The sequence below is a fragment of the Sphingobium terrigena genome (assembly GCF_003591655.1).
Classification (GTDB): domain Bacteria; phylum Pseudomonadota; class Alphaproteobacteria; order Sphingomonadales; family Sphingomonadaceae; genus Sphingobium; species Sphingobium terrigena.
Genome location: NZ_QVRA01000002.1, coordinates 1 through 20,105, shown reverse-complemented (window position 1 = coordinate 20,105; position 20,105 = coordinate 1). Strand labels below are relative to the sequence as shown.

The window sequence follows — 20,105 nt, the reverse complement described above, 5'->3', positions numbered from 1 at the left end:
ATCGTCAAGCCACTATTGCAACTAAGTCGCAAAACCGCTTGACCCTCTAGCAGCTGGAGGGTTTATGAGGCCGGGATGCCCCGCCCAGACCTTGGCGAATCTCGCCGTTCCAGCCCTGCCTTCATGCGCGCGCCGATGCCATCGATCCAGCGCGCCATAGCCATCCTGGCAGCATTACTCTGCCTCGCCGGGGTCAGCGGTGTGGCCCACGCCGATACCGCCGACGTGCAGACCGTATGGCGGCTGCTCGACTATATGGCGGTCGACTATGGCGGTGCCGTCAGCGGCGGCCGGATCAAGAGCGCCTCGGAATATGCCGAGATGACCGAATTCGCGGCCTCGGTATCCGCCCGCCTTACGGTCCTGCCACCCACGCCGGCGCGCGGACAACTGATCACGGGAGCAACCCTACTCCAGGGTGTAATCGCCGCGAGGGGCGAACCTAAGGAGGTCGCGCGCATCGCCCATGGCCTCGCCGCCGATCTCCTCAAGGCCTATCCAGTGCCTCTCGCGCCGAGCAAGGCGCCTGACCTTGTTCGCGGCGGCTCGTTGTTCGCGCAGAACTGCGCGAGTTGCCACGGCATGACCGGGGATGGACATGGCCCCGACGCCGTAAAGCTCTCGACGCCGCCAATCGCCTTTCGCGAAATGGCGCGGGCGCGTCAGCGCAGCCCCTTCGCGCTCTATCAGGTCATCGACCAGGGTATCGACGGCACGGCGATGCAGAGTTTCGCAAACCTCCCGAGCGACGATCGCTGGGCGCTGGCCTTCTACGCCGGCCGCTTCGCGTTTTCCGATGCCGCCGCAAAGGAGGGCGAACGATTGTGGAAAGCCGATCCCAGCCTCCGTCAGCGGATTCCCGACCTGACGGCGTTGGCGGGTCTGACTCCGGAAACGCTCGCCAAGAGCATTGGGACCGGGCAGGCCGATGCGATCATTGCTTATTTGCGCCGCCACCCCGAAGCGGTCGTTCAGCAGGCGCCCGGTTCACTCGATGTGGCACGAGCGAAGCTTGGACAGAGCCTCGCGGCCTATCGCGCGGGCAATCGCCACGCCGCGCAGGAGCTGGCGCTGTCGGCCTATCTCGACGGATTCGAGCCGCTCGAGCCCATTCTGACCGCGCGTGATGCAACGCTCATGGGGCATATCGAGGGCGCCATGGGCGAGTTCAGGGCATCGCTCCAGCAAGATCGCCCCGCCGATGAGGTTGCAACGCGCGTCCAGGTGCTCGACGGCCTGTTCGACGACGCCGACGCGGCATTGTCCCCGGACGCGGCGAGCAGTGCATCGACTTTCCTGGGCGCTTTCACCATCCTGCTGCGCGAGGGGCTCGAAGCCCTGCTGATCGTCGTTGCGATGATCGCCTTCCTACGCAAGGCCGAGCGGCCCGAAGTGCTGACCTATGTTCACGGCGGCTGGATCAGTGCGCTGGCGGCGGGCGGCGTGACCTGGGCCATCGCGACCTATGCGATCGGGATCAGCGGCGCGAGCCGGGAGCTTACCGAAGGGTTCGGATCGCTGTTCGCGGCCGTCGTCCTGCTATCCGTCGGGATCTGGATGCACGGCAAGGCGCAGGCAGACCAGTGGCAACGCTACATCAGGGAGAAGATGTCGCGCGCACTGTCACGGCAGTCGGCTTGGTTCCTGTTCGGCCTCGCTTTCATCGTCGTCTATCGCGAGGTGTTCGAGACGATCCTGTTCTACGCCGCGCTCTGGACCCAGGGCAATGGCGGCACGATGTTGGCAGGTGCCGCCTCGGCGGTGCTGCTGCTGGGACTCATCGCCTGGGCCATGCTGCGTTACAGCCGCGACCTGCCGATCGCGAAGTTCTTTGCTTACAGCGCATGGCTGATGGCGATCCTCACTATCGTCCTCGCCGGCAAGGGCGTGTCGGCGCTACAGGAAGCCGGCATCATCGACATCGCGCCGCTTGGCGGCGGCATCCGCGTCTCCATGCTCGGTATCTTCCCGACCTTGCAGTCAATGGGCGCGCAGCTGCTGATGCTCATCGCGGTGCTTGGTGGCTTCCTCTTCAACCGGCGCCGTGCCGCTGCGGCGGTCGGCTGATGCCGCCGGCGACAACGACGACGATTTGCCTTGACCCTCTAGTTGCTAGAGGGTGCATAGGGATTCCATGATGCCTGTTCGAGTACATGATCATGGTCTGTAACAGCTGCCAGTCCGACGCACCGCCGACGCCCGATCCGCGCTGGCGTCGCATGCTCTGGATCGCACTCGCGATCAATCTGACGATGTTTCTCGGCGAGATCGTCGCGGGCATCGCTTCGGGATCGCGATCCCTTCAGGCGGATGCCCTCGATTTTCTTGGCGATTCCGCCAACTATGCGATCAGCCTTGGGGTCGCCGGGATGGCGCTTGGCTGGAGGTCGCGTGCCGCGCTGCTCAAGGGCGGCACGATCCTGGCCTTTGGCTTGTATGTCCTCGTCACGACGGTGCTCGCGGCGCTGGGCCGCGGCGTGCCGCAGGCCGAGACGATGGGGATTGTCGGCGTGATCGCTCTGATCGCGAATGGCAGCGTTGCGCTCATGCTCTATCGCTACCGCGGTGGTGACGCCAACATGCGCTCGGTCTGGATTTGCTCGCGAAACGACGCAATCGGTAATCTGGCGGTCCTGCTGGCCGCCGCTGGTGTCGTCGGTACGGGCACGGCTTGGCCGGATCTCGCTGTTGCCCTAATTATGGCAGGCTTGGGTATTTGGGGCGGCCTGCAGATCATCAGTCAGGCCCGTACAGAGCTACGCCCGACACCGGCAAGTCGAGTCGAGGCACAACATTCGTCGGCGAGTCCGGCAAGACACGACGCGCGTTATATCTTATCGCAGAATGAGCGATGACGAGTTTATTTCTTCGTACGTCGGGCGAGACTAGCTCGCCACCTGCGTTCCTGTTAGGACGTGTGCCGTGCGACGGCTGCTGAACATCCTTGCCTATTTGACGATCGCCCTCTCCTTGGGGACGACGGCGACGGCGCATGTGCTGGAGCGGCCGGATGTAAGCGTTTCATCGCATGAAACTGGCGTCGACGAACTAGCCTTGGGCCATGCGCCCGGCGACGCCGATCAGGTGCCCTCCGATGGTGACAAAGGGTATCCGCATCATCACGGCGGTTGCCACGGCGATCACGTCGCAGCGCCCGTCAAGATCGCTAATAATGCGCTGAAACCCGATCTTCGGCTCGCGCCGATTTTTTCGATTCATTCACTTCGGCCACTCTCCACCGCCGATCCGGCGCTGAGGCCCCCCCAAGCCTGACGATCCGCTGACCTCGCCGGCCATTGCCGCGGGGCCAACCCGGTTTGTCAGGAGTTATCATTTATGCATCGTACAATCGCGGCCGTTATGGTCGCGGCGTCTCTCGCCAGTGCGGCGGGCGCGCAGACAGCATTGCCGCCCGGCTTCCCGGCGGCGACCACATCATCGCAAACGGCAGATACGTTCTCGCTTGAGAACGCTCTCGCTGCGGGTGGCATGCCATCGACGACCACCGGCAACAGCCCGCCATCGGGGCCGGGAGGTAGCGGTTCGGCCCCGCTGCCAGCGGTCGCGGCGGCCACGGCCGGCGTTGATGCCGCAACTGCGGCACGCCGCGTTGCTGGGCTGCGGCCCAACCCCGAAGTGCAGGTGCAAGTCGAGAATCTTGCAGGGACTGGCGTTTACAAGGGTTTGCGAAGTTCCGAGACGACGGTTGGCGTATCCCTCCCGCTAGAGCTGGGTGGCAAACGGCCTGCGCGGGTCGCGCTTGCAACTGCACGCCTCACCCGCGCGCAGGTCCAAGCTGAAATCGCAAAGGCGGATCTCCGCTTGCGAATTACGCAGCTTTATATCGAAGCCGCCGCTTTCGAGCGACGCGCCGAGGTGCTGAGCGAGCAAGCCGGGATCGCCAACAATGCATTCCGCGTGTCTAGCGAGCGTGTCAAAGCCGGCGACGTTGGGCCGATCGAGCAACAGCGGGCCGACGTGCTGCGGATTAATGCGCAGGTCGCGGCCGACAGTGCGGCCCGTCAGGCACAGTCGGCCCGTGCCAACCTTGAGACGCTACTTGCGGCGCCGGTGACAGGGCCGCTTGATCGCGCTTGGTTTGAGCGGATCGATGACTTCGGACCTCCCCGGCCTGTCGATGTTGATGGGACGCTCGCCTTGGTCGCTGCGGAAGCGGATGTTCGCACCGCCGATGCACAGGTGCGCGTCGCAAGGTCGCTTCGCGTGCCCGACCTGACCGTCAGTACGTTCGCTCGCCGGTTAGAAGCAACCAACGACACGGCCGCGGTGGTGGGTATCTCGATCCCGATCCCGTTCTTCAACAATGGTAGCGCCTTTGTGGCGCAATCGCGCTCCGAACAGACGCAGGCGATCGCGCTGCGCAATCTCGCGGTGGTCGACACGCGCCAACAGATTGCCAGCGCGCAGACAGAGGTGGCGAATGCTGCCGCGACGGCGCGGGCGGCGGGTGGTCCTGGCCTCGCTGCGGCACAGGAAGCCGCCCGCATCGCGCGGATCGGTTGGAGCCAAGGCAAGTTCGACCAGATCGCGCTGCTCGATGCCGAGCGCACCCTTTCACAAACTCGCCAGACCTACGTCGATGCGCTCGCTGCGTATCACGACGCCCAGGCTCGGCTCGACCGGCTCACGACGCCGGCCCCCACGAATTCCGGAGATGATCGATGATGATGGATAAGCGCCTGCTAGGCGGCGGCACCGCCGTCGCGATTGTCGCCGCACTTGGCGGTTTCGGGATCGCACGCTGGACTGGGAACGAACCCGCCGCGACGGAAGCGGCAAGCGGCAATGCCGCTGCGCCGGCGGAGGAGGGAAAGGCACCTGATACGGTGGCGATGACCGCGCAGGCGGTCCAGCAAGCCGGCATTGCCACCGAGACAATCAACCCGGGTGGGCTCGGCGCGGAGATCGTCGCGCAGGCGACGGTCAGCGCATCCCCCCAAGGTGAGGCGATCGTGACCGCCCGTGCGGGCGGCGCCGTCACGCGGCTGATGAAGCGGCTCGGCGATCCCGTGCGCGCCGGCGAAACGCTCGCCATTGTTGAAAGCCGGGACGCGGCGCAGTTTGCCGCCGATCGTACCGCTGCCGCTGCCAAGTCGACGCTCGCGCAGAAGGCGCTCGCCCGCGAGCAATATCTGTTCCGTCAGAAAGTGTCGGCGCGTGTCGAGCTGGAACAGGCGGAGGCGGAGGCCGCATCGGCCGCCGCAGAGGCGCGCCGCGCCAGCGTGGCGGCAGGGGCCGCCCGCGTGACGCCGGACGGTCGCGGTGTGCTGGTGTCGAGCCCGATTTCGGGCCGTGTCACCTCGGAGAACGTCACCCTGGGCGCCTTCGTCCAGCCCGAGACCGAGCTGATGCGCGTCGCGGATGCGTCGAAGATCCAAATAGAGGCGTCGGTTGGACCGACCGACGCGCAGCGGCTCTCGCCGGGTGATCGAGCGATCATAGAGTTGCCCGATGGACGGACGGTGGAGGCAAAGGTGCGTGCGGTCACGCCGGGCCTGGCCAATGACACGCGCTCGGCGACGGCGGTGCTTGATGTGCCCGGCAGCCTTCAGCCGGGTCTCGCGGTTCGGGTGCGATTGCTGCCGAGCCGTGGCGGCACGTCAAATGCGATCGTGGTGCCGGAGGATGCGGTGCAGACGCTCGAAGGGCGCGACATCGTGTTCGTGCGGACCGCGCAGGGCTTCAGGGCTCAGACCGTCACGATCGGCGAACGCAGCAACGGCCGCGTCGAGATCCTGAAGGGTCTTGCCGGTGGCAGCCAAGTCGCAACCAAGAACGCATTTTTGCTCAAAGCCGAACTCGGCAAGGGCGCGGGCGAGGAAGAATAGACCATGATCGCAAATCTCATGGCGCTCTCCGTCCGCATGCGTTGGACGGTACTCGCCCTTTTCCTCGTCGTCGGCGGCCTCGGCCTCTGGCAGCTTACGAAGCTGCCAATCGACGCGGTGCCGGATATCACCACCAATCAGGTTCAGATCAACACGATCGACCCCCGTTTGTCGCCGGTCGAAATCGAGAAGCTTGTTACCTATCCCGTCGAAATCGCACTAGCCGGCATTCCAGGTCTTGAAACCACACGTTCGATCTCGCGCAATGGCTTCAGCCAGGTCAGTGCGATCTTCACCGACAGCACCGATCTCTACTTTGCGCGCCAGCAGGTTGGTGAGCGCCTGCGCCAGGCAACCGAAAATTTGCCGGACGGTGTTCAACCGCAGGTTGGACCGGTCTCAACCGGTCTCGGTGAGATCGTCATGTATACGGTGGGCTATGCCAATCCAGACGGCAAGGGCGCGAAAAAAGTCGCAGGCCAACCAGGGTGGCAGCCTGACGGCAGCTACCTGACGCCCGAAGGCGAACGACTAACGGACGCGGTGGCCAAAGCGAGCTATCTGCGAACTGTCCAAGACTGGATTATCGGCCCGCAGCTTCGCTCGGTGAAAGGCGTTGCTGGCGTCGATTCCATTGGCGGCTATGCAAAGACGTTCGTGGTCGAACCAGACCCGACGAAACTCGCCAGTTTCGGTATTTCTTACAGTGAACTCGGCCAAGCGCTCGAGAACGCAAATCTCGCGGTTGGCGCCAATTACTACAACCGCGGTGGTGAAGCGTACCTTGTGCGCGTCGACTCCCGCGTGCGCACGGTCGATGAGATCAGCAATGCTGTCGCGGCGACGCGCGGGGGAACCCCAATCACGATCGGCCAAATCGCCAACGTTCGCGTAGGTGGCGATTTGCGAACGGGTGCAGGTAGCATGAACGGCCAGGAAGCGGTCATCGGCACTGTGCTAATGTTGATCGGTCAAAACAGCCGAGTCGTTGCCACAGAGGCCTCTTCTAAGCTTGATCAAGTTGCGAAGACTCTACCGCCCGGCATCCAGATCAAGGTGGTGCTAAACCGCGCTGAACTGGTCGGCGCGACGGTGGCCACCGTCCAGCGCAATCTGACCGAAGGCGCGATCCTTGTTGCCGTGGCGCTGTTCCTGCTACTCGGCAACTGGCGCGCAGCAGTGATTGCAGTGCTGGTCATCCCGTTCTCGTTCCTGATGATGGCCATGGGCATGAACGCGTTTAACGTGCCTGGTAACCTGATGAGCCTGGGGGCGCTCGACTTCGGTCTGATCGTTGATGGCGCCGTTATCATCATTGAAAACTGCCTCGCCAGACTGGCGCACCGGCAGGAACATGAGGGCCGACTGCTCTCGCTCCGCGAAAGGCTGGAGGAGACGATGCGGGCGTCGCAGGAGATGATCAAGCCGACCGTTTTCGGCCAAGCAATCATCCTGCTCGCGTTCGCACCGCTACTCACATTTACGGGCACCGAGGGCAAAACGTTCTCGCCAATGGCGATCACCATCATGCTCGCGCTGGTGGCGGCGTTCGTCCTGGCGATCACGTTGGTGCCGGCGCTGGTGGCGATCCTGATCCGCGGCAAGGTCGCGGAAAAGGACGTGTGGCTGATCCGGAAGTCCAAGGAGCGCTATCTGCCGTTGCTGGACAAGGCGATCGCGCGACCGTGGCCATTTATTCTCGGTGGATTAGCCTTCTTCCTGGCGGCGATCCCGGCGTTCGGGCTGCTCGGCTCTGAGTTCATCCCGCAGCTCGACGAGAAAAATCTCGCCTTCGCATCAACGCGTGTGCCCTCGGTCAGCCTCGATCAATCGCTCGCGATGGAGCGCAAGGTCGAGGAGGCGGTGCTAAAGGTGCCGGAAGTCGCCTTGATGTTTTCCAAGACAGGCACGGCGGAAGTCGCGAGCGACCCGATGCCGCCAAACGTCTCGGACGGGTTCATCATCTTGAAAGAGAAGGAAGAGTGGGCCGAGGGCACGACCAAAGCCGACGTGGTCGCAAAGATTGAGAAGGCGACCGGCGGTCTCCTCGGCAATCTTTACGAGGTCAGTCAGCCGATCCAGTTACGATTTAACGAACTGATCGCGGGGGTCCGCGGCGATGTTGCGATCAAGCTTTACGGCGATGATCTCGACAAGATGGCGGTGACGGCCAATGAGATGGTGCGAGTACTCCAGACCATTCCCGGAGCGGCCAGCGTCAAGGCCGAACAGGTCGGTGGCGCTCCGGCGCTCGACGTGAGGCTTGATCGCGCCGCGATCGCGCGCCTCGGCCTCACCGTCCGCGACGTTGCGGATACGGTTGCCGCAGGGCTCGGCGGGCGTGAGTCGGGGCTTGTGTATGAGGGCGACCGACGATTTGATGTAACGGTGCGCGTGCCCGAGGCGACGCGTGCGAATCTTGACGACATCCGGACATTGCCGGTGTTGCTGCCCGAGGTCGAGGGGCGACCGCGCGCTCAGGTGCCGCTCGCGCAAGTTGCGCAAATCCGGCTGTCCGAAGGGCTAAACCAGATCAGCCGGGAGAACGGTAAGCGCCGTGTGGTCGTTCAGGTCAATCTCGGCGGACGCGATGCCGGTTCGTTCGTTCAGGAGGCGCAGGCGAAGATTGCACAGGTGAAGCTGCCGGCGGGCTACTACCTCGAATGGGGTGGTCAGTTCGAGAATTTGGCCGCGGCATCGAAGCGGCTGTCGATCGTGGTGCCGTTGTGCTTTCTGGTCATCTTCGGGCTGCTTTACATGGCATTGGGTGGATTCGGCCGGGCGGCGGCAGTGTTCCTGGCGGTTCCTCTAGGGCTCGCGGGCGGCGTCTTCACGCTTTTGCTCACCGGCATCAACTTCTCGGTGTCGGCGGCGGTTGGGTTTATCTGTCTCGCTGGCGTGGCGGTGCTCAATGGGCTCGTCGTCATGACGGCAATCCGAGACCGGAGTGAAGCTGGACTGCCTATCGCGCAGGCGATCCGTGAAGGAATGGCCGAGAAGATGCGCGCGGTCATCATGACGGGGTTCGTGCCGGCGATCGGCTTCGTACCGATGGCGCTTGCGCACGGCACCGGTGCTGAGGTCCAGAAGCCGCTTGCGACGGTCGTGATCGGCGGTCTCGTTGCCGCCACCATCCTGACACTGCTCGTGCTGCCCGCAATCGCGAAGGTGATCCTCGGGCGGACCGATCGTCAAAATGAGCAAGAGGCGAGCACGCCGCATGGCGAGGAACCCGCCCCCCTGAAAGGAGAAGCATGATGGGAGAATCGACCCGGAAACTGCTGCGGATCTACACAGATGAAGCGGCTTACATTGGCGATCGCAAGGTCTTTGAATATGTGGCTTCGCTGGCGCGCGACCGAAAGATGGCGGGCCTGACGGTGCTTGAGGCGCTGATCGGGTTCGGGGCATCAGCGCACGTCCACCGGCGCCATGTCCTTGAGAGCGATCGGGCGGTGGTGATCGAAATCGTCGATTTCGAGGACGCTTTGCGCGCGTTCGTTTCCGCCCTGAGCGATGTGCCAGACATTGGGCTGATGACCCTCGAAGCCGTCGAGGTCATCGGGGGCAAGGCCAGTCAGACGCTGGAAAACCCGCGCCAATGAGGCTCGGCACGACACGCGCCGGGGCTTGCGTCATGCAAGCCCCCAACGCCCCACCAGCTTCCATCAATCCCCCGCTTAATCAGCGAGGAGGTCGCCGTTGCGCGGCCTCCGGTTTCGCGGCGCATTGGCCGGACAGGACAGGCAGCCATGAAGGAAGAGACCACTTTCGAGTTCAATATGTCAGCGCTGCGGGTCTGGTCGCTGATCTCCGACCTGAGAGGCTTCGCACGATGGCACCCCTTCTATCGCATCGCGGGCGATGCCGAACGCGGTGCCGAAATGGATGTTACCTGGCTGCTGTTCAAAGGCGATCGGAAGATGACGACGCAAATGGTCATCAACCGGCTGACGAAGCCGCAGCTCATCGGGTGGCAGATGGGCGTAAAGGGCTTCCTCACTTTCGACGAGCGCTACGAGATCGAGCCGATCGCAAACGGCGTCTGTCTTCACCATTCGGTCGAATGTCGGGGCATCATTGGCGTCTTGGTCGGCCGCATGATGCGCAAAGGTCTGCGGCGGACAATGCGGATACAGGATGCGGCATTTCTGGCGCTTTTGCGCCGTCAGTCGCGACTGCCCGGGCAGTCCCAGCGGCATCGTCGGCGCCCCATCAAGCCACCGCCTCCTCCCGGTGCCGCGAACGACTGACAGGGCAACCTTTCGAGAAAGGAATTTATCATGGTAGATTACCAGCCTTCCCAAGGACTACTGTGCCCGACGTGCCGCGTCGACCTCGTCATGAGCGAGCGTCAAGGCATCGAGATCGACTATTGCCCGCAATGTCGCGGGGTGTGGCTCGATCGCGGCGAACTCGACAAGATCATCGAGCGCAGTGCCGGTGACGACAGCGTGCGGCCGTTGAGCGGCGGTCGTCTCGGAATATCCGACGGTCGCGGCCATGGCGATCATGGCGGACAGCACGGTTACGAGCGGGGCCATAAAGGCCGCCGCAAGAGCTTCCTGAGCGAATTGTTCGACTGACCTGATGTGGATCGGCCGCCGCACAACGAGTCCTTCGGGTGTCCGTGTGAGAACGGCCCGCGCCATGGGCGTGCCCCCTGTAGCGCCCATGGCGATAGATCGTGGAAGGACAGGCAGATGACGGCTCGGCGAGCTAGCAGCGGCCCGGTTCGATTGATCCTCACCGTAACCGGGCTTGCCCTGGCGCCGGGCTTGCTCGGCTGCTCGCCATCTACGAGCGACAACGAGGCCAAAGCATCCCGTGATCGCCAGCTGCCCAACTTCATCGGCGAGCATTTCTACGCCTGTCCTGATGGATCACGCGTCGATGTTGATTTTCTGGGCGATGGCCTGACCCTCGACATAAAGACAAGGCCGCGCGCCGCACCCGTGCGCGTGACGTCGCCGGCAAGCGGGCAGACCTACGTCGGCCCCAATCTGGAAGTGTCGATCTCAGGCGGCGACCGGATCACACTCAAGCGCCCCGGTGCGCGCGCGCTGGCCTGCAAGAGGGTGCTCGCCTATCGAGATGCAGCGGACAGAGTGGCAGGCGGCCAAGCCGAAGGATCGGCCGCATGATGACACTGCCGTTCTGGGGGGAAACTCTTTCCCATATCGTCAGTCTCGCGCTGGCCTATGGTCTGGCGCTTCCGGTTGGCTGGGACCGAGAGAAGGACGAACGCAGCGCCGGCATCCGAACCTTTCCGCTGGTCGCCATCGCCAGTTGCGGGTTCGTGCTCGTCGGTATCGCCATTCTCGGACGCACGTCGCCCGCCCAAGCACGCCTGCTCGAAGGATTGATAACCGGCGTTGGCTTCATCGGCGGCGGCGCCATATTGAAGCATCGCGGAAAAGCGTCCGGGACCGCTACCGCTGCAAGCCTCTGGGCGACCGGGGCGCTGGGTGCCGCAGTCGGATATGGTCTTTACGATATCGCGGTCGTTCTCAGCCTGACGACCTTCCTGACGTTGCACTTCTCTCACCCGCTGAAGCGTGCTTCGCAAGATCAAGTTGAGCCGGCTGACCGGCAATGAGGCACAAGCGTCCCTCAAAAACTCGCGCTAAGTGGCAATTGCCCAAGAATGGCGGGCAATTCAGCCCCGTGTCTCTGGCTTCGAACGACGAGCGTCATTCGCGCTTGGTATGCTGGGCTTCTCTTCTCGAACGCGACCCACATCAGCTTGTTCCGCTTCTACGTCCGTCACGGGCATCGGCCGACGACATCGCACCGATGGCGGGGGAACCAAGTATCATCGACCTGGCTTTTGCCGACCCGGTTTTTCGCGTGACGGGTCTCACGGGACGCTCTCGGGCTGACCTAAAATCATTTTTCCGCCTTTCGGATACCGAGCTCGACCGGATCGCATGCGGGTCTTGGCGCGTCCCTGTGCGCCCGGCCTGGCAGATCGCGGCGCGAATATGAAACGTCGCCGATCCGCGGCAGGAAAAGCTGCTGGTGGTGGGTGTCATGGTCATCATCGCCGGCGTCATTGGAGCGGCTCAATGGCTTTTATGAGTATCAGGATGTTCCCGGAGGCACACATGACGGCATTGCGTATTGGAATCGCCGGCATAAGCCTTTTTCTGGTGTCGTCTGGCTGTTCGGAACAGCCTCGCAAGGCACCGCCAACCGAACAGGAAATCCACGCCGGCGATAGCGGCGATGCCAGCGGCATCGCCGGTCGCCACCCCTATCGGTGCGACGACGATCGCCCGCTGCTCGTCGACTTCAAAAATGAGGGCATGACGCTCGAATTGCGCCGCGACGGGAACGCTGCGCCGGTTGTCCTGACCGCGCCCGCGGCAGGGCTTCAATATGTCGGCGACACGATGAGCGCGACCTTCGCGGGCAACGAAATCAAGATCGAGGAAGGGGACAAGCCCCCTGTCTTGTGCAGGAAGGATACGAGCTTGTGACCAACCCACCCGGCACACAGGGGCGCTGAGGATGGCGGCTCTCAAATTCTCTCTGATCCCGATGATCGCGATCATGATCGGCGCGCTGATCGCCGGATGGCGAACCCCCGGCCAGAAGCTGGTGGCGGCCATGCAGCATCTCGCCGCCGGCGTGGTGTTCGCGGCTGCTGCGACGGAAATCCTGCCGCTGGTGATGCACGGCGGTTCCCCGACCGCGACGCTGATCGGCGGGGCGCTGGGCGTCGCCGTGATGCTAGGGCTCAAGGCGGCGGAAAGCCGTTTCGAAGGGCCGGTGGCGCTGCTCGCCGCGATCGGGCTCGATCTGGCGATAGACGGCCTGGTCCTCGGCCTCGCCTTCATCGCCGGCGAGAAGGCGGGCACGCTGCTGGCCGTCGCATTGACCCTCGAAGTGCTGTTCCTGGCCCTGACCCTCACCAACGATCTGGCGGGGCGGTATCGCAAGGTGAAGGCGATCGGCCTGACCTGCGCGCTGGCGGTGCTGGTGCCGATCGGCGCGCTGATCGCGCAGCCGGTGGCGTTGCTGACGCCAATATGGATTACTGGCTTTCTGAGCTTCGGCCTGATGGCGCTGCTCTACCTCGTCACCGAAGAACTGCTGGTCGAGGCGCACGAGAAGCCGGACTCACCGCTCATCAGCGCGATGTTCTTCGTCGGCTTCCTAGTCCTCCTTCTGATCGAGGAAATTATGGCATGACGGATCAACCGGACGGCAAGGACTCGGCCGAGCGCCGTACGCTCTGGATTGTGCTACTGCTCAACGCGGCGATCGCTGCGGGTTTCTTCGTGACGGGGCTGACAGGCGATTCCAGCGCGCTCATCGCCAATGGCGTCGATAACCTCTCCGACACCGCGGTCTATGCGCTCAGCCTGATCGCGCTCAGCCACGGGCGTACATGGAAGACACGGGCTGCAACCGTGTCCGGCGTAATGCTGCTGATTTTCGCAGGCGGCATCCTGCTCGACGTCGGCCGCCGCTATATCCAGGGCAGTGAACCGATTGGGCCGACAATGATGGTGATGTCGGCGATCGCCGGCGTCGTGAACTATATCTGTCTGCGATTGCTGCAACGGCTCAAGCAGCCTGATGTTAATTTGCGCGCGGCGACCACCTTCAGCTTCAACGACTTCATCTCCAACGGCGGTATCCTGCTCGCTGGGGCGTTGGTGCTTTGGCTGGGGACGAATTGGCCCGATCTACTGGTTGGCCTGGCTACCGCCCTTATCGCGATCAAGGGCGGCATCGAAATCCTGCGCGATGCGCGGGTAGAAACCAAGACAAACGCGGAGACGGCGTGATGACCGAAAAGCTCGAACTCGATATTCCCGTCCTTCTGCCGGAGGTTCCTGATGCAGCCGATGCCTGTGTCGGACGCCTCGTCTCGACGTTGAGCGCAAAGCCCGGCGTCGAGCGCGCGCACGTCTTGGCCGCCGATGGCGATACGCCGGCAAAGCTCTGCATCCATTTCGATGGCGAAGCGCTGCCGCTGTCACGCGTGCGCGACATGGTGCGGGCTGCAGGCGCCGAGATCAGTGGGCGATATGGTCATGCGACATGGCACGTCGAGGGGATCAGCCACGAACGCCGTGCCCGCACCGTGGGCGAAACCTTGTGCCAGGTGCCCGGCGTGCTGCAGGCCGATGCCAGCGCCTCGGGCAGCGTCCGAGTCGAATATGACAAGGAGCGGGTGGACGAAGCGGCGATCCTCGCGGCACTGGGCAAGCTCAAGGTCAAGCCGGGCAAGCGGACGGGCTCCGATCAGGCCGGCGATCATGCTGAGCACGATCACGGGCCGGGCGGTCATGCTGAAGGTGCGGAAAAACATGGACCGGGCGATGGACACGATCACGCCCACGCCAATTTCCTCGGCCCCAACACTGAGCTGATCTTCGCGTTGGCGTGCGGCGCACTGCTGGCGATCGGCTTCGCGATCGAGAAGCTGGTTGCAGGCGCGCCCGACTGGTTGCCGACCGCATTCTATGTAGGCGCCTATGTGTTCGGCGGCTTCTTCACGCTGCGCGAGGCGATAGACAACCTGAAGCTCAAGAAATTCGAGATCGATACGCTGATGCTCGTCGCGGCCGCCGGCGCCGCAGCGCTCGGCGCCTGGGCGGAAGGCGCGCTGTTGCTGTTCCTGTTCAGCCTCGGCCATGCGCTCGAGCATTATGCGATGGGTCGCGCCAAGCGCGCGATCGAGGCGCTGGCCGAACTCGCGCCCGACAAGGCGACGGTGCGCCGCGACGGGCAGACGACGGAGATCCCGGTCGAGGAGCTGGTGGTCGGCGACGTCGTGGTCGTGCGCCCGAACGAGCGACTGCCCGCCGACGGCTTCGTCATTAAGGGGGCGAGCGCGATCAACCAGGCCCCCGTTACCGGCGAGAGCATCCCTGTCGACAAGGAACCCGTCGCCGATGTCGAGGCGGCGCGTGCGAAGCCCGATGCGGTCGAGGCGACGTCGCGGGTGTTCGCCGGCACAATCAATGGCGGCGCCGCGATCGAGATCGAGGTGACGCGGCGCTCCAACGAAAGCGCGCTAGCCAAGGTCGTGAAAATGGTGAGCGAAGCGGAGACCCAAAAGTCGCCTACCCAGCGCTTCACCGATCGGTTCGAGCGCGTCTTCGTGCCGGCGGTGCTGGCCCTCTCATTCATCCTGCTGTTCGCCTGGGTCGTGGTGGACGAACCATTCCGCGACAGCTTCTATCGCGCTATGGCAGTGCTGGTCGCAGCCAGCCCGTGCGCGCTGGCGATCGCCACCCCCAGCGCGGTCCTGTCCGGTGTCGCGCGTGCCGCGCGCGGCGGCGTGCTGGTGAAGGGCGGCGCGCCGCTGGAAAACTTGGGCTCGCTCAAGGCGATCGCGTTCGACAAGACCGGGACACTGACGGAAGGGCGGCCCCGCATCACCGACGTCGTGCCCGTCGACGGCGCGAGCGAAGAGGATCTGTTGGCGCTCGCCGTCGCGGTCGAGGCCTTGAGCGATCATCCGCTGGCACAGGCGATCGTCAAAGATGGACGCAAGCGCCTGGGCGGGCGCGAGCTGCCGACCGCGACCGATCTCAAAAGCCTGACCGGACGCGGTGTTACCGCGACGGTCGGTGGCGAGACAGTCTGGATCGGCAAGGCCGAGATGTTCGGCGTGGAGGGCATCCCCATGCTGAACGCGGCCGCGACCGACGCGATTGCGACCCTGCGCGAGGGCGGGCGCACGACGATGGTGGTCCGCAAGGGCGATAAGGACATCGGCGCGATCGGGCTGATGGACACGCCGCGCGAGGCGGCCAAGATCGCCCTCAAGCGTCTGCGGGACATGGGGATCACCCGCATGATTATGATTTCAGGCGATCATCAAAAGGTCGCCGACGCCATCGCTAAGGATGTGGGGCTCGACGAGGCGTGGGGCGACCTGATGCCGGAGGATAAGGTCGCGGCGATTAAGAAGCTCGCCGGCGAGGATAAGGTCGCGATGGTCGGCGATGGCGTCAACGACGCGCCAGCGATGGCGAGTGCCACGGTCGGCATCGCAATGGGTGCTGCAGGCTCGGATGTGGCGCTGGAGACGGCCGACGTCGCGCTGATGGCCGACGATCTCGCGCATCTGCCGTTTGCGGTGGGCCTGAGCCGCCACACCCGTGGCATCATCCGGCAAAATGTGTTCGTCAGCCTCGGCGTCGTCGCGTTCCTCGTGCCCGCGACGATCCTCGGCCTGGGCATCGGCCCGGCGGTGGCGATGCACGAAGGCTCAACGCTGCTGGTCGTGTTCAATGCCCTTCGCCTTCTTGCTTTTAAGGATCGGACCGGGACAGCATGAAGTGGCCGGTCGTGTTCGATCTCGCCTCTCGATCAACTTGGGTTTCACGACATCAATCAATGTCACCCGCGCGGGCGTGGACAAATACTGTACGTCTCTGTCTAAAGGAGCGCGGTCGTCCTGGATCGCATGTGATTGTGCCACCTAACGGCTTCCCGTCGTGGCGCTGGCACCCGCCTCGGAATTACCGGCCGAAACGGCAGGGGCAGGCTTGGGACGATGCGATGCCCGTCGGCCTTACATGTCGCGTACGGCATGGTGGCTGGCTGTATCGATGTTCAACGAGTTAATCGGCACAGTGCGAGCTTAGCTACGTTTTCGACCATCCTCTCACCGGTCCCCGTGGCGCGCTCGATCCCGAGCTCCTTACACAGGTCCAAAATGGAAGTATCGCGTTGGGCCATGGCTACCTGGGCGAGACGAACCTGCGCCTTGGAGAGGGCGAACTTACGGCCCTTTAGCGGCCCCTCGCGCGGGCGGTGGCGTAAGTAATAAACCGGAAGGCGGTCAAACATCGTTGACGTTAACACAGTGTCAAACCCCACATGCGCTGGCATGCCAGGAGGCTTCCGATGAAGACTGCAGAGCATGATACGCAAGAACATCATCGCTCTCCTCCGTCAGCGTCGTGACCAACGCATTGCGGCTCAATCGGAGGAGCCTGTGAACTTCGGCCACGCCTCCAAAGCGAGCGACGTCTCGCGGCGCATGATCCAGCACTACGAGAAGATCGGCTTGGTACTGCCGGCACCTCGGGGCGATAGCGGGTATCGCGACTATTCGGATGCCGACGTCTACCGGCTCCGCTTCATCGCGAACGCCCGCGATCGGGGCTTTCCTATGGAGAAGATCGGAGATCTGCTCTTACTTTGGGGCGATCGTGAGCGCTCCAGCGCCGAGGTCAAGTCGCTCGCGCTCGCACGGGCCGAACAGCTGGGGGACAAGGCGCGCAAGCTTGAGGCGATGCTCGATCTCGCGGGTCAATGCCGCGGTGACGACCGGCCAGTCTGTCCGATCATCGATCAACTGGCGGCGCGCTGAATGCGCATCCCGCAATACAGGCGCCGCGCGCCATTCACGAGGTAGTCATGACGATGCTGAACCGGCGGACGTTGCTGGCGAGCGGGGGCCTGCTCTTGGGGGCGGCGTGTACGCGAAAATTCGGGTCGCCCGAGCGCGCCGGTACGCTTCCAATCCCGCGCCTGATCGATGCACGCCAACAAGGCCAGATGATCAGCCTGAGAGCACAGGACGGCGAGACCGCGTTCTTCCCGGGACGGCGAAGCGCCACTCTTGGATACAATGGCAGCTATCTCGGCCCGACGCTGCGGGTTCACCGCGGCGACGATGTGACGATGGCCGTCCGCAACAGCCTGTCGGCCGATACGACGGTTCACTGGCACGGGCTGCTGGTGCCGGGAGAACTGGATGGCAGCCCGCACCAGCTGATCGCACCCGGTGCGACCTGGCGTCCTACGCTACCGATCCGCCAGCCGGCGGCGACCCTCTTCTATCATTCGCACGCGCATGGTTTGACGGGCGAGCAAGTCTATTCCGGGCTGGCGGGCATGCTGGTCGTGACGGACGAGGAAGAGCAGGGGCTTGGCCTGCCATCGGACTATGGCGTGGATGATCTCCCGGTACTGATCCAGGATCGGCAATTCGAGGACGGCCGTCTGGTCATGCCGACCGGCATGATGATTGCGTCGCAGGGCCGCCGCGGCAACACCATCCTGGTCAACGGCGCACCCACGCCTCGCGCCGACGTTCCGAACGGTCTGGTGCGGCTGCGGCTCGTGAACGGTTCGAACGCCCGCATCTATGAACTTTCGTTCAGCGATGATCGGACGTTTCATTGGATCGGCACCGAGGGCGGTCTCCTGGCGAGGTCCGTTGAACTGCAGGCCATCACCGTGGCGCCGGGTCAGCGTGCAGAGATACTGGTCAGCTTCGCCGACGGCCAGCCGGTCTCCCTGGTCACCGGCCAAGATGCGAACGCGTCGATGATGGGAATGATGGGAGGCATGGGCATGATGGGCGGCCATCACGACGATGAAGACGACGCTTCAACGACGGAGACGGTGCTGGCCTTCTCGCCGCGCCCAGGCTTGGGCGGGCGGGCCGCAGCCGCTGTCCCAACGCTCCTGGCAGCACGCATCGTGCCAGATCCCGATGCGGCCGTAACGCGCCGGCGCTTCGTGCTCAATATGTCGACGGAAGGGGAGGGGATGATGGGTAGCGATGGCGACGCATACACGATCAACGACAGGCCGTTCGACATTGGCCGCATCGATGAGGAAGTCCGCCTCGGGGACGTCGAGATATGGAAAGTCTCCGGGCGGAAGATGCCACATCCCTTCCATATCCATGGCGTGCATTTCGATGTGCTACGCCGCGATGGCGATGACCCGGACCTTCTCGATCAGGGGCCTCGCGATACGATCGTCGTGAAGGAGGCAGTGGAACTGTTGGTCCGGTTCGACAAGCCGGCGACGAAAGCACCTTTTATGTATCACTGCCATATCCTGGAACATGAGGATGAAGGCATGATGGGGCAATTCACGGTCGCCTGATCCCGTCCGGAAACTCGCAGAAGACCAGCGAACAGCGGGTGCAGCTCATCGCGGCAGCCAACGCCACGTTTTCTTGCCCCTCGATCGACAGCGACCGGCCCTCCCACCCGCATTCAACGCTATCCGCGTGTCATCATGAACGCGCCCGGCTCGTCGATACCGCTTGACCCTGGACTATGGTCCAAGGTCCACAACGGCCATCCGGACGATGTCCGGTCCATCGAAGGACTGGAAACGGAGCGTGAGGGGTAACCGTTGCTCCTGCGTATAGGGTTATGGGGAGCCACGCTTGATGTCTCGTTTCGAAAGCCAACGCCGATTTTCGCTCGCCGGGTGCATGGTGGGAACGATGGCAGAAACCCTGCCTCCGACGGCTGTGGGCGCCTGTCCGCAAATCCATTCCAACCTTGTGTGACTGTGGATGACGAGGAGATGGACGGGGGCATGATTGAGGGCGACAAGGCAAATCGGCATGATGCTGCTTCGGGCACGATCCTCCAGGTTGTGGAGAGCGCACCAAATTACGCCGTTTATGCGCTTGACCTTGGGGGCCTCGTAACAGTCTGGAACAAGGGCTGTGAAGACATTACGGGATGGGCCAGCTCAGACGCGATCGGAAAACACCATTCGTTCCTGTATTGCGCGGAAGATGTCGCGGCGGGCGTTGCGGACAGGCACCTCGCGCAGGTCGAGCAGCTTGGCAGGGTCGAGCAGGAGTCGTGGCGCGTCCGGAAAAACGGGTCAGAGTTTCTCGCACATCTGACGACGACGGCGCTCCGGGATGAAACCGGCCAGCTGAGCGGCTATGGCAAGATCCTGCGCGACACCACCGATGAAGCCGCGACCAAGGAAGCGATCGTTGCGCGCGAGCAGCATCTCCAGTCGATCCTGGACACCGTGCCCGATGCCATGGTCATTATCGATGAGCGCGGGCTGATAACCTCGTTCAGTGCCGCGGCCGAGCGCTTGTTCGGATATTCGGAAGCGGACGTACTCGGCGCCAATGTGAGCAGCCTGATGCCGTCACCTGACCGGGAACGGCACGATTCCTATATCGGCCGATATCTGTCCACCGGCGAACGGCGGATCATCGGTATTGGCAGGATCGTCGTTGGCCAACGGAGGGACGGTACCACCTTTCCGATGGAACTCTCGATCGGAGAGGCCGGTCACCGTGGGTATCGTGTCTTCACGGGCTTCATTCGCGACCTGACAGAAAGCGACCGCAACGAACTGCAGCTCAAGGAGCTGCAGGCCGAATTGATTCACGTCTCGCGCCTCAGCGCGATGGGCACGATGGCGTCGACGCTGGCCCATGAGTTGAACCAGCCGCTTACCGCGATCGCCAATTATCTGGAAACGACGCGCGACCTGCTT

Annotated in this window: 18 protein-coding genes; all 18 read left to right on the top strand. The window is 63.5% G+C overall.

All coding sequences use genetic code 11. The annotated features are described in order from the left end of the window. Positions 1-123: 123 nt before the first annotated feature. A complete protein-coding gene (locus tag D0Z70_RS02115; protein WP_420820360.1) occupies positions 124-2,067 on the top strand; it encodes an FTR1 family protein in 1,944 nt (647 codons plus the stop codon). Between the two features lie 92 nt (positions 2,068-2,159). Beyond that, positions 2,160-2,855 carry a cation efflux transmembrane domain-containing protein gene (locus D0Z70_RS02110; RefSeq protein ID WP_119744067.1) on the top strand — a complete coding sequence of 232 codons (696 nt, stop codon included), beginning with the start codon at positions 2,160-2,162 and terminating at the stop codon, positions 2,853-2,855. A gap of 67 nt (positions 2,856-2,922) precedes the next feature. Then, on the top strand, positions 2,923-3,273 hold the full coding sequence (locus tag D0Z70_RS02105; RefSeq protein ID WP_119743766.1) for a hypothetical protein: 351 nt from the start codon (positions 2,923-2,925) through the stop codon (positions 3,271-3,273). A 63-nt stretch (positions 3,274-3,336) separates the two neighbouring features. Beyond that, positions 3,337-4,686 carry a TolC family protein gene (locus D0Z70_RS02100; RefSeq protein ID WP_119743765.1) on the top strand — a complete coding sequence of 450 codons (1,350 nt, stop codon included), beginning with the start codon at positions 3,337-3,339 and terminating at the stop codon, positions 4,684-4,686. Further along, on the top strand, positions 4,686-5,849 hold the full coding sequence (locus D0Z70_RS02095; protein ID WP_119744066.1) for an efflux RND transporter periplasmic adaptor subunit: 1,164 nt from the start codon (positions 4,686-4,688) through the stop codon (positions 5,847-5,849). The genes D0Z70_RS02100 and D0Z70_RS02095 overlap by 1 nt, the downstream gene beginning before the upstream one ends. Before the next feature lie 3 nt (positions 5,850-5,852). Further along, positions 5,853-9,107, top strand: coding sequence for an efflux RND transporter permease subunit (locus D0Z70_RS02090; protein ID WP_119743764.1), 3,255 nt, complete (start codon positions 5,853-5,855; stop codon positions 9,105-9,107). After that, positions 9,107-9,454: a DUF190 domain-containing protein gene (locus tag D0Z70_RS02085; RefSeq protein WP_119743763.1), complete on the top strand. Its 348-nt coding sequence runs from the start codon at positions 9,107-9,109 to the stop codon at positions 9,452-9,454. The genes D0Z70_RS02090 and D0Z70_RS02085 overlap by 1 nt, the downstream gene beginning before the upstream one ends. A 147-nt stretch (positions 9,455-9,601) precedes the next feature. Continuing rightward, a complete protein-coding gene (locus D0Z70_RS02080) occupies positions 9,602-10,102 on the top strand; it encodes an SRPBCC family protein (protein WP_119743762.1) in 501 nt (166 codons plus the stop codon). 90 nt (positions 10,103-10,192) lie between these two features. After that, positions 10,193-10,435: a TFIIB-type zinc ribbon-containing protein gene (locus tag D0Z70_RS02075; protein ID WP_239018780.1), complete on the top strand. Its 243-nt coding sequence runs from the start codon at positions 10,193-10,195 to the stop codon at positions 10,433-10,435. A 117-nt stretch (positions 10,436-10,552) separates the two neighbouring features. Further along, complete coding sequence (locus D0Z70_RS02070) at positions 10,553-10,993, top strand: hypothetical protein (protein WP_147418728.1); 441 nt, start codon at positions 10,553-10,555, stop codon at positions 10,991-10,993. Further along, entirely contained in the window at positions 10,993-11,448 is a 456-nt protein-coding gene (locus tag D0Z70_RS02065) for an MgtC/SapB family protein (RefSeq protein ID WP_119744065.1), read from the top strand. Before D0Z70_RS02070 ends, D0Z70_RS02065 begins: the two co-directional genes overlap by 1 nt. Positions 11,449-11,833: 385 nt before the next feature. Next, positions 11,834-12,331 (top strand): MliC family protein, encoded by a 498-nt coding sequence (locus D0Z70_RS02055; protein ID WP_239018779.1) that lies wholly within the window; start codon positions 11,834-11,836, stop codon positions 12,329-12,331. 31 nt (positions 12,332-12,362) lie between these two features. Continuing rightward, positions 12,363-13,046: a ZIP family metal transporter gene (locus tag D0Z70_RS02050; protein WP_119743759.1), complete on the top strand. Its 684-nt coding sequence runs from the start codon at positions 12,363-12,365 to the stop codon at positions 13,044-13,046. After that, positions 13,043-13,648 carry a cation diffusion facilitator family transporter gene (locus D0Z70_RS02045; RefSeq protein ID WP_119743758.1) on the top strand — a complete coding sequence of 202 codons (606 nt, stop codon included), beginning with the start codon at positions 13,043-13,045 and terminating at the stop codon, positions 13,646-13,648. The genes D0Z70_RS02050 and D0Z70_RS02045 overlap by 4 nt, the downstream gene beginning before the upstream one ends. Continuing rightward, positions 13,648-16,155, top strand: a complete 2,508-nt coding sequence (locus D0Z70_RS02040) for a heavy metal translocating P-type ATPase (RefSeq protein ID WP_119743757.1) — start codon at positions 13,648-13,650, stop codon at positions 16,153-16,155. The genes D0Z70_RS02045 and D0Z70_RS02040 overlap by 1 nt, the downstream gene beginning before the upstream one ends. 663 nt (positions 16,156-16,818) lie before the next feature. Further along, positions 16,819-17,196 (top strand): MerR family transcriptional regulator, encoded by a 378-nt coding sequence (locus D0Z70_RS02030; RefSeq protein WP_119744063.1) that lies wholly within the window; start codon positions 16,819-16,821, stop codon positions 17,194-17,196. A 47-nt stretch (positions 17,197-17,243) separates the two neighbouring features. Continuing rightward, a complete protein-coding gene (locus tag D0Z70_RS02025; protein ID WP_182913811.1) occupies positions 17,244-18,728 on the top strand; it encodes a multicopper oxidase family protein in 1,485 nt (494 codons plus the stop codon). 444 nt (positions 18,729-19,172) lie between these two features. Further along, a partial coding sequence (locus D0Z70_RS02020) for a PAS domain-containing protein (protein ID WP_119744061.1) occupies positions 19,173-20,105 on the top strand: 933 nt, incomplete at its 3' end.

Coding starts and splice junctions, on each gene's coding strand:
- D0Z70_RS02115 (WP_420820360.1), top strand. CDS start 124: ATGCGCGCGCCGATGCCATCGATCCAGCGCGCCATAGCCATCCTGGCA.
- D0Z70_RS02100 (WP_119743765.1), top strand. CDS start 3,337: ATGCATCGTACAATCGCGGCCGTTATGGTCGCGGCGTCTCTCGCCAGT.
- D0Z70_RS02090 (WP_119743764.1), top strand. CDS start 5,853: ATGATCGCAAATCTCATGGCGCTCTCCGTCCGCATGCGTTGGACGGTA.
- D0Z70_RS02095 (WP_119744066.1), top strand. CDS start 4,686: ATGATGGATAAGCGCCTGCTAGGCGGCGGCACCGCCGTCGCGATTGTC.
- D0Z70_RS02055 (WP_239018779.1), top strand. CDS start 11,834: ATGAAACGTCGCCGATCCGCGGCAGGAAAAGCTGCTGGTGGTGGGTGT.
- D0Z70_RS02110 (WP_119744067.1), top strand. CDS start 2,160: ATGGTCTGTAACAGCTGCCAGTCCGACGCACCGCCGACGCCCGATCCG.
- D0Z70_RS02070 (WP_147418728.1), top strand. CDS start 10,553: ATGACGGCTCGGCGAGCTAGCAGCGGCCCGGTTCGATTGATCCTCACC.
- D0Z70_RS02080 (WP_119743762.1), top strand. CDS start 9,602: ATGAAGGAAGAGACCACTTTCGAGTTCAATATGTCAGCGCTGCGGGTC.
- D0Z70_RS02065 (WP_119744065.1), top strand. CDS start 10,993: ATGACACTGCCGTTCTGGGGGGAAACTCTTTCCCATATCGTCAGTCTC.
- D0Z70_RS02045 (WP_119743758.1), top strand. CDS start 13,043: ATGACGGATCAACCGGACGGCAAGGACTCGGCCGAGCGCCGTACGCTC.
- D0Z70_RS02050 (WP_119743759.1), top strand. CDS start 12,363: ATGGCGGCTCTCAAATTCTCTCTGATCCCGATGATCGCGATCATGATC.
- D0Z70_RS02040 (WP_119743757.1), top strand. CDS start 13,648: ATGACCGAAAAGCTCGAACTCGATATTCCCGTCCTTCTGCCGGAGGTT.
- D0Z70_RS02075 (WP_239018780.1), top strand. CDS start 10,193: ATGAGCGAGCGTCAAGGCATCGAGATCGACTATTGCCCGCAATGTCGC.
- D0Z70_RS02085 (WP_119743763.1), top strand. CDS start 9,107: ATGGGAGAATCGACCCGGAAACTGCTGCGGATCTACACAGATGAAGCG.
- D0Z70_RS02025 (WP_182913811.1), top strand. CDS start 17,244: ATGACGATGCTGAACCGGCGGACGTTGCTGGCGAGCGGGGGCCTGCTC.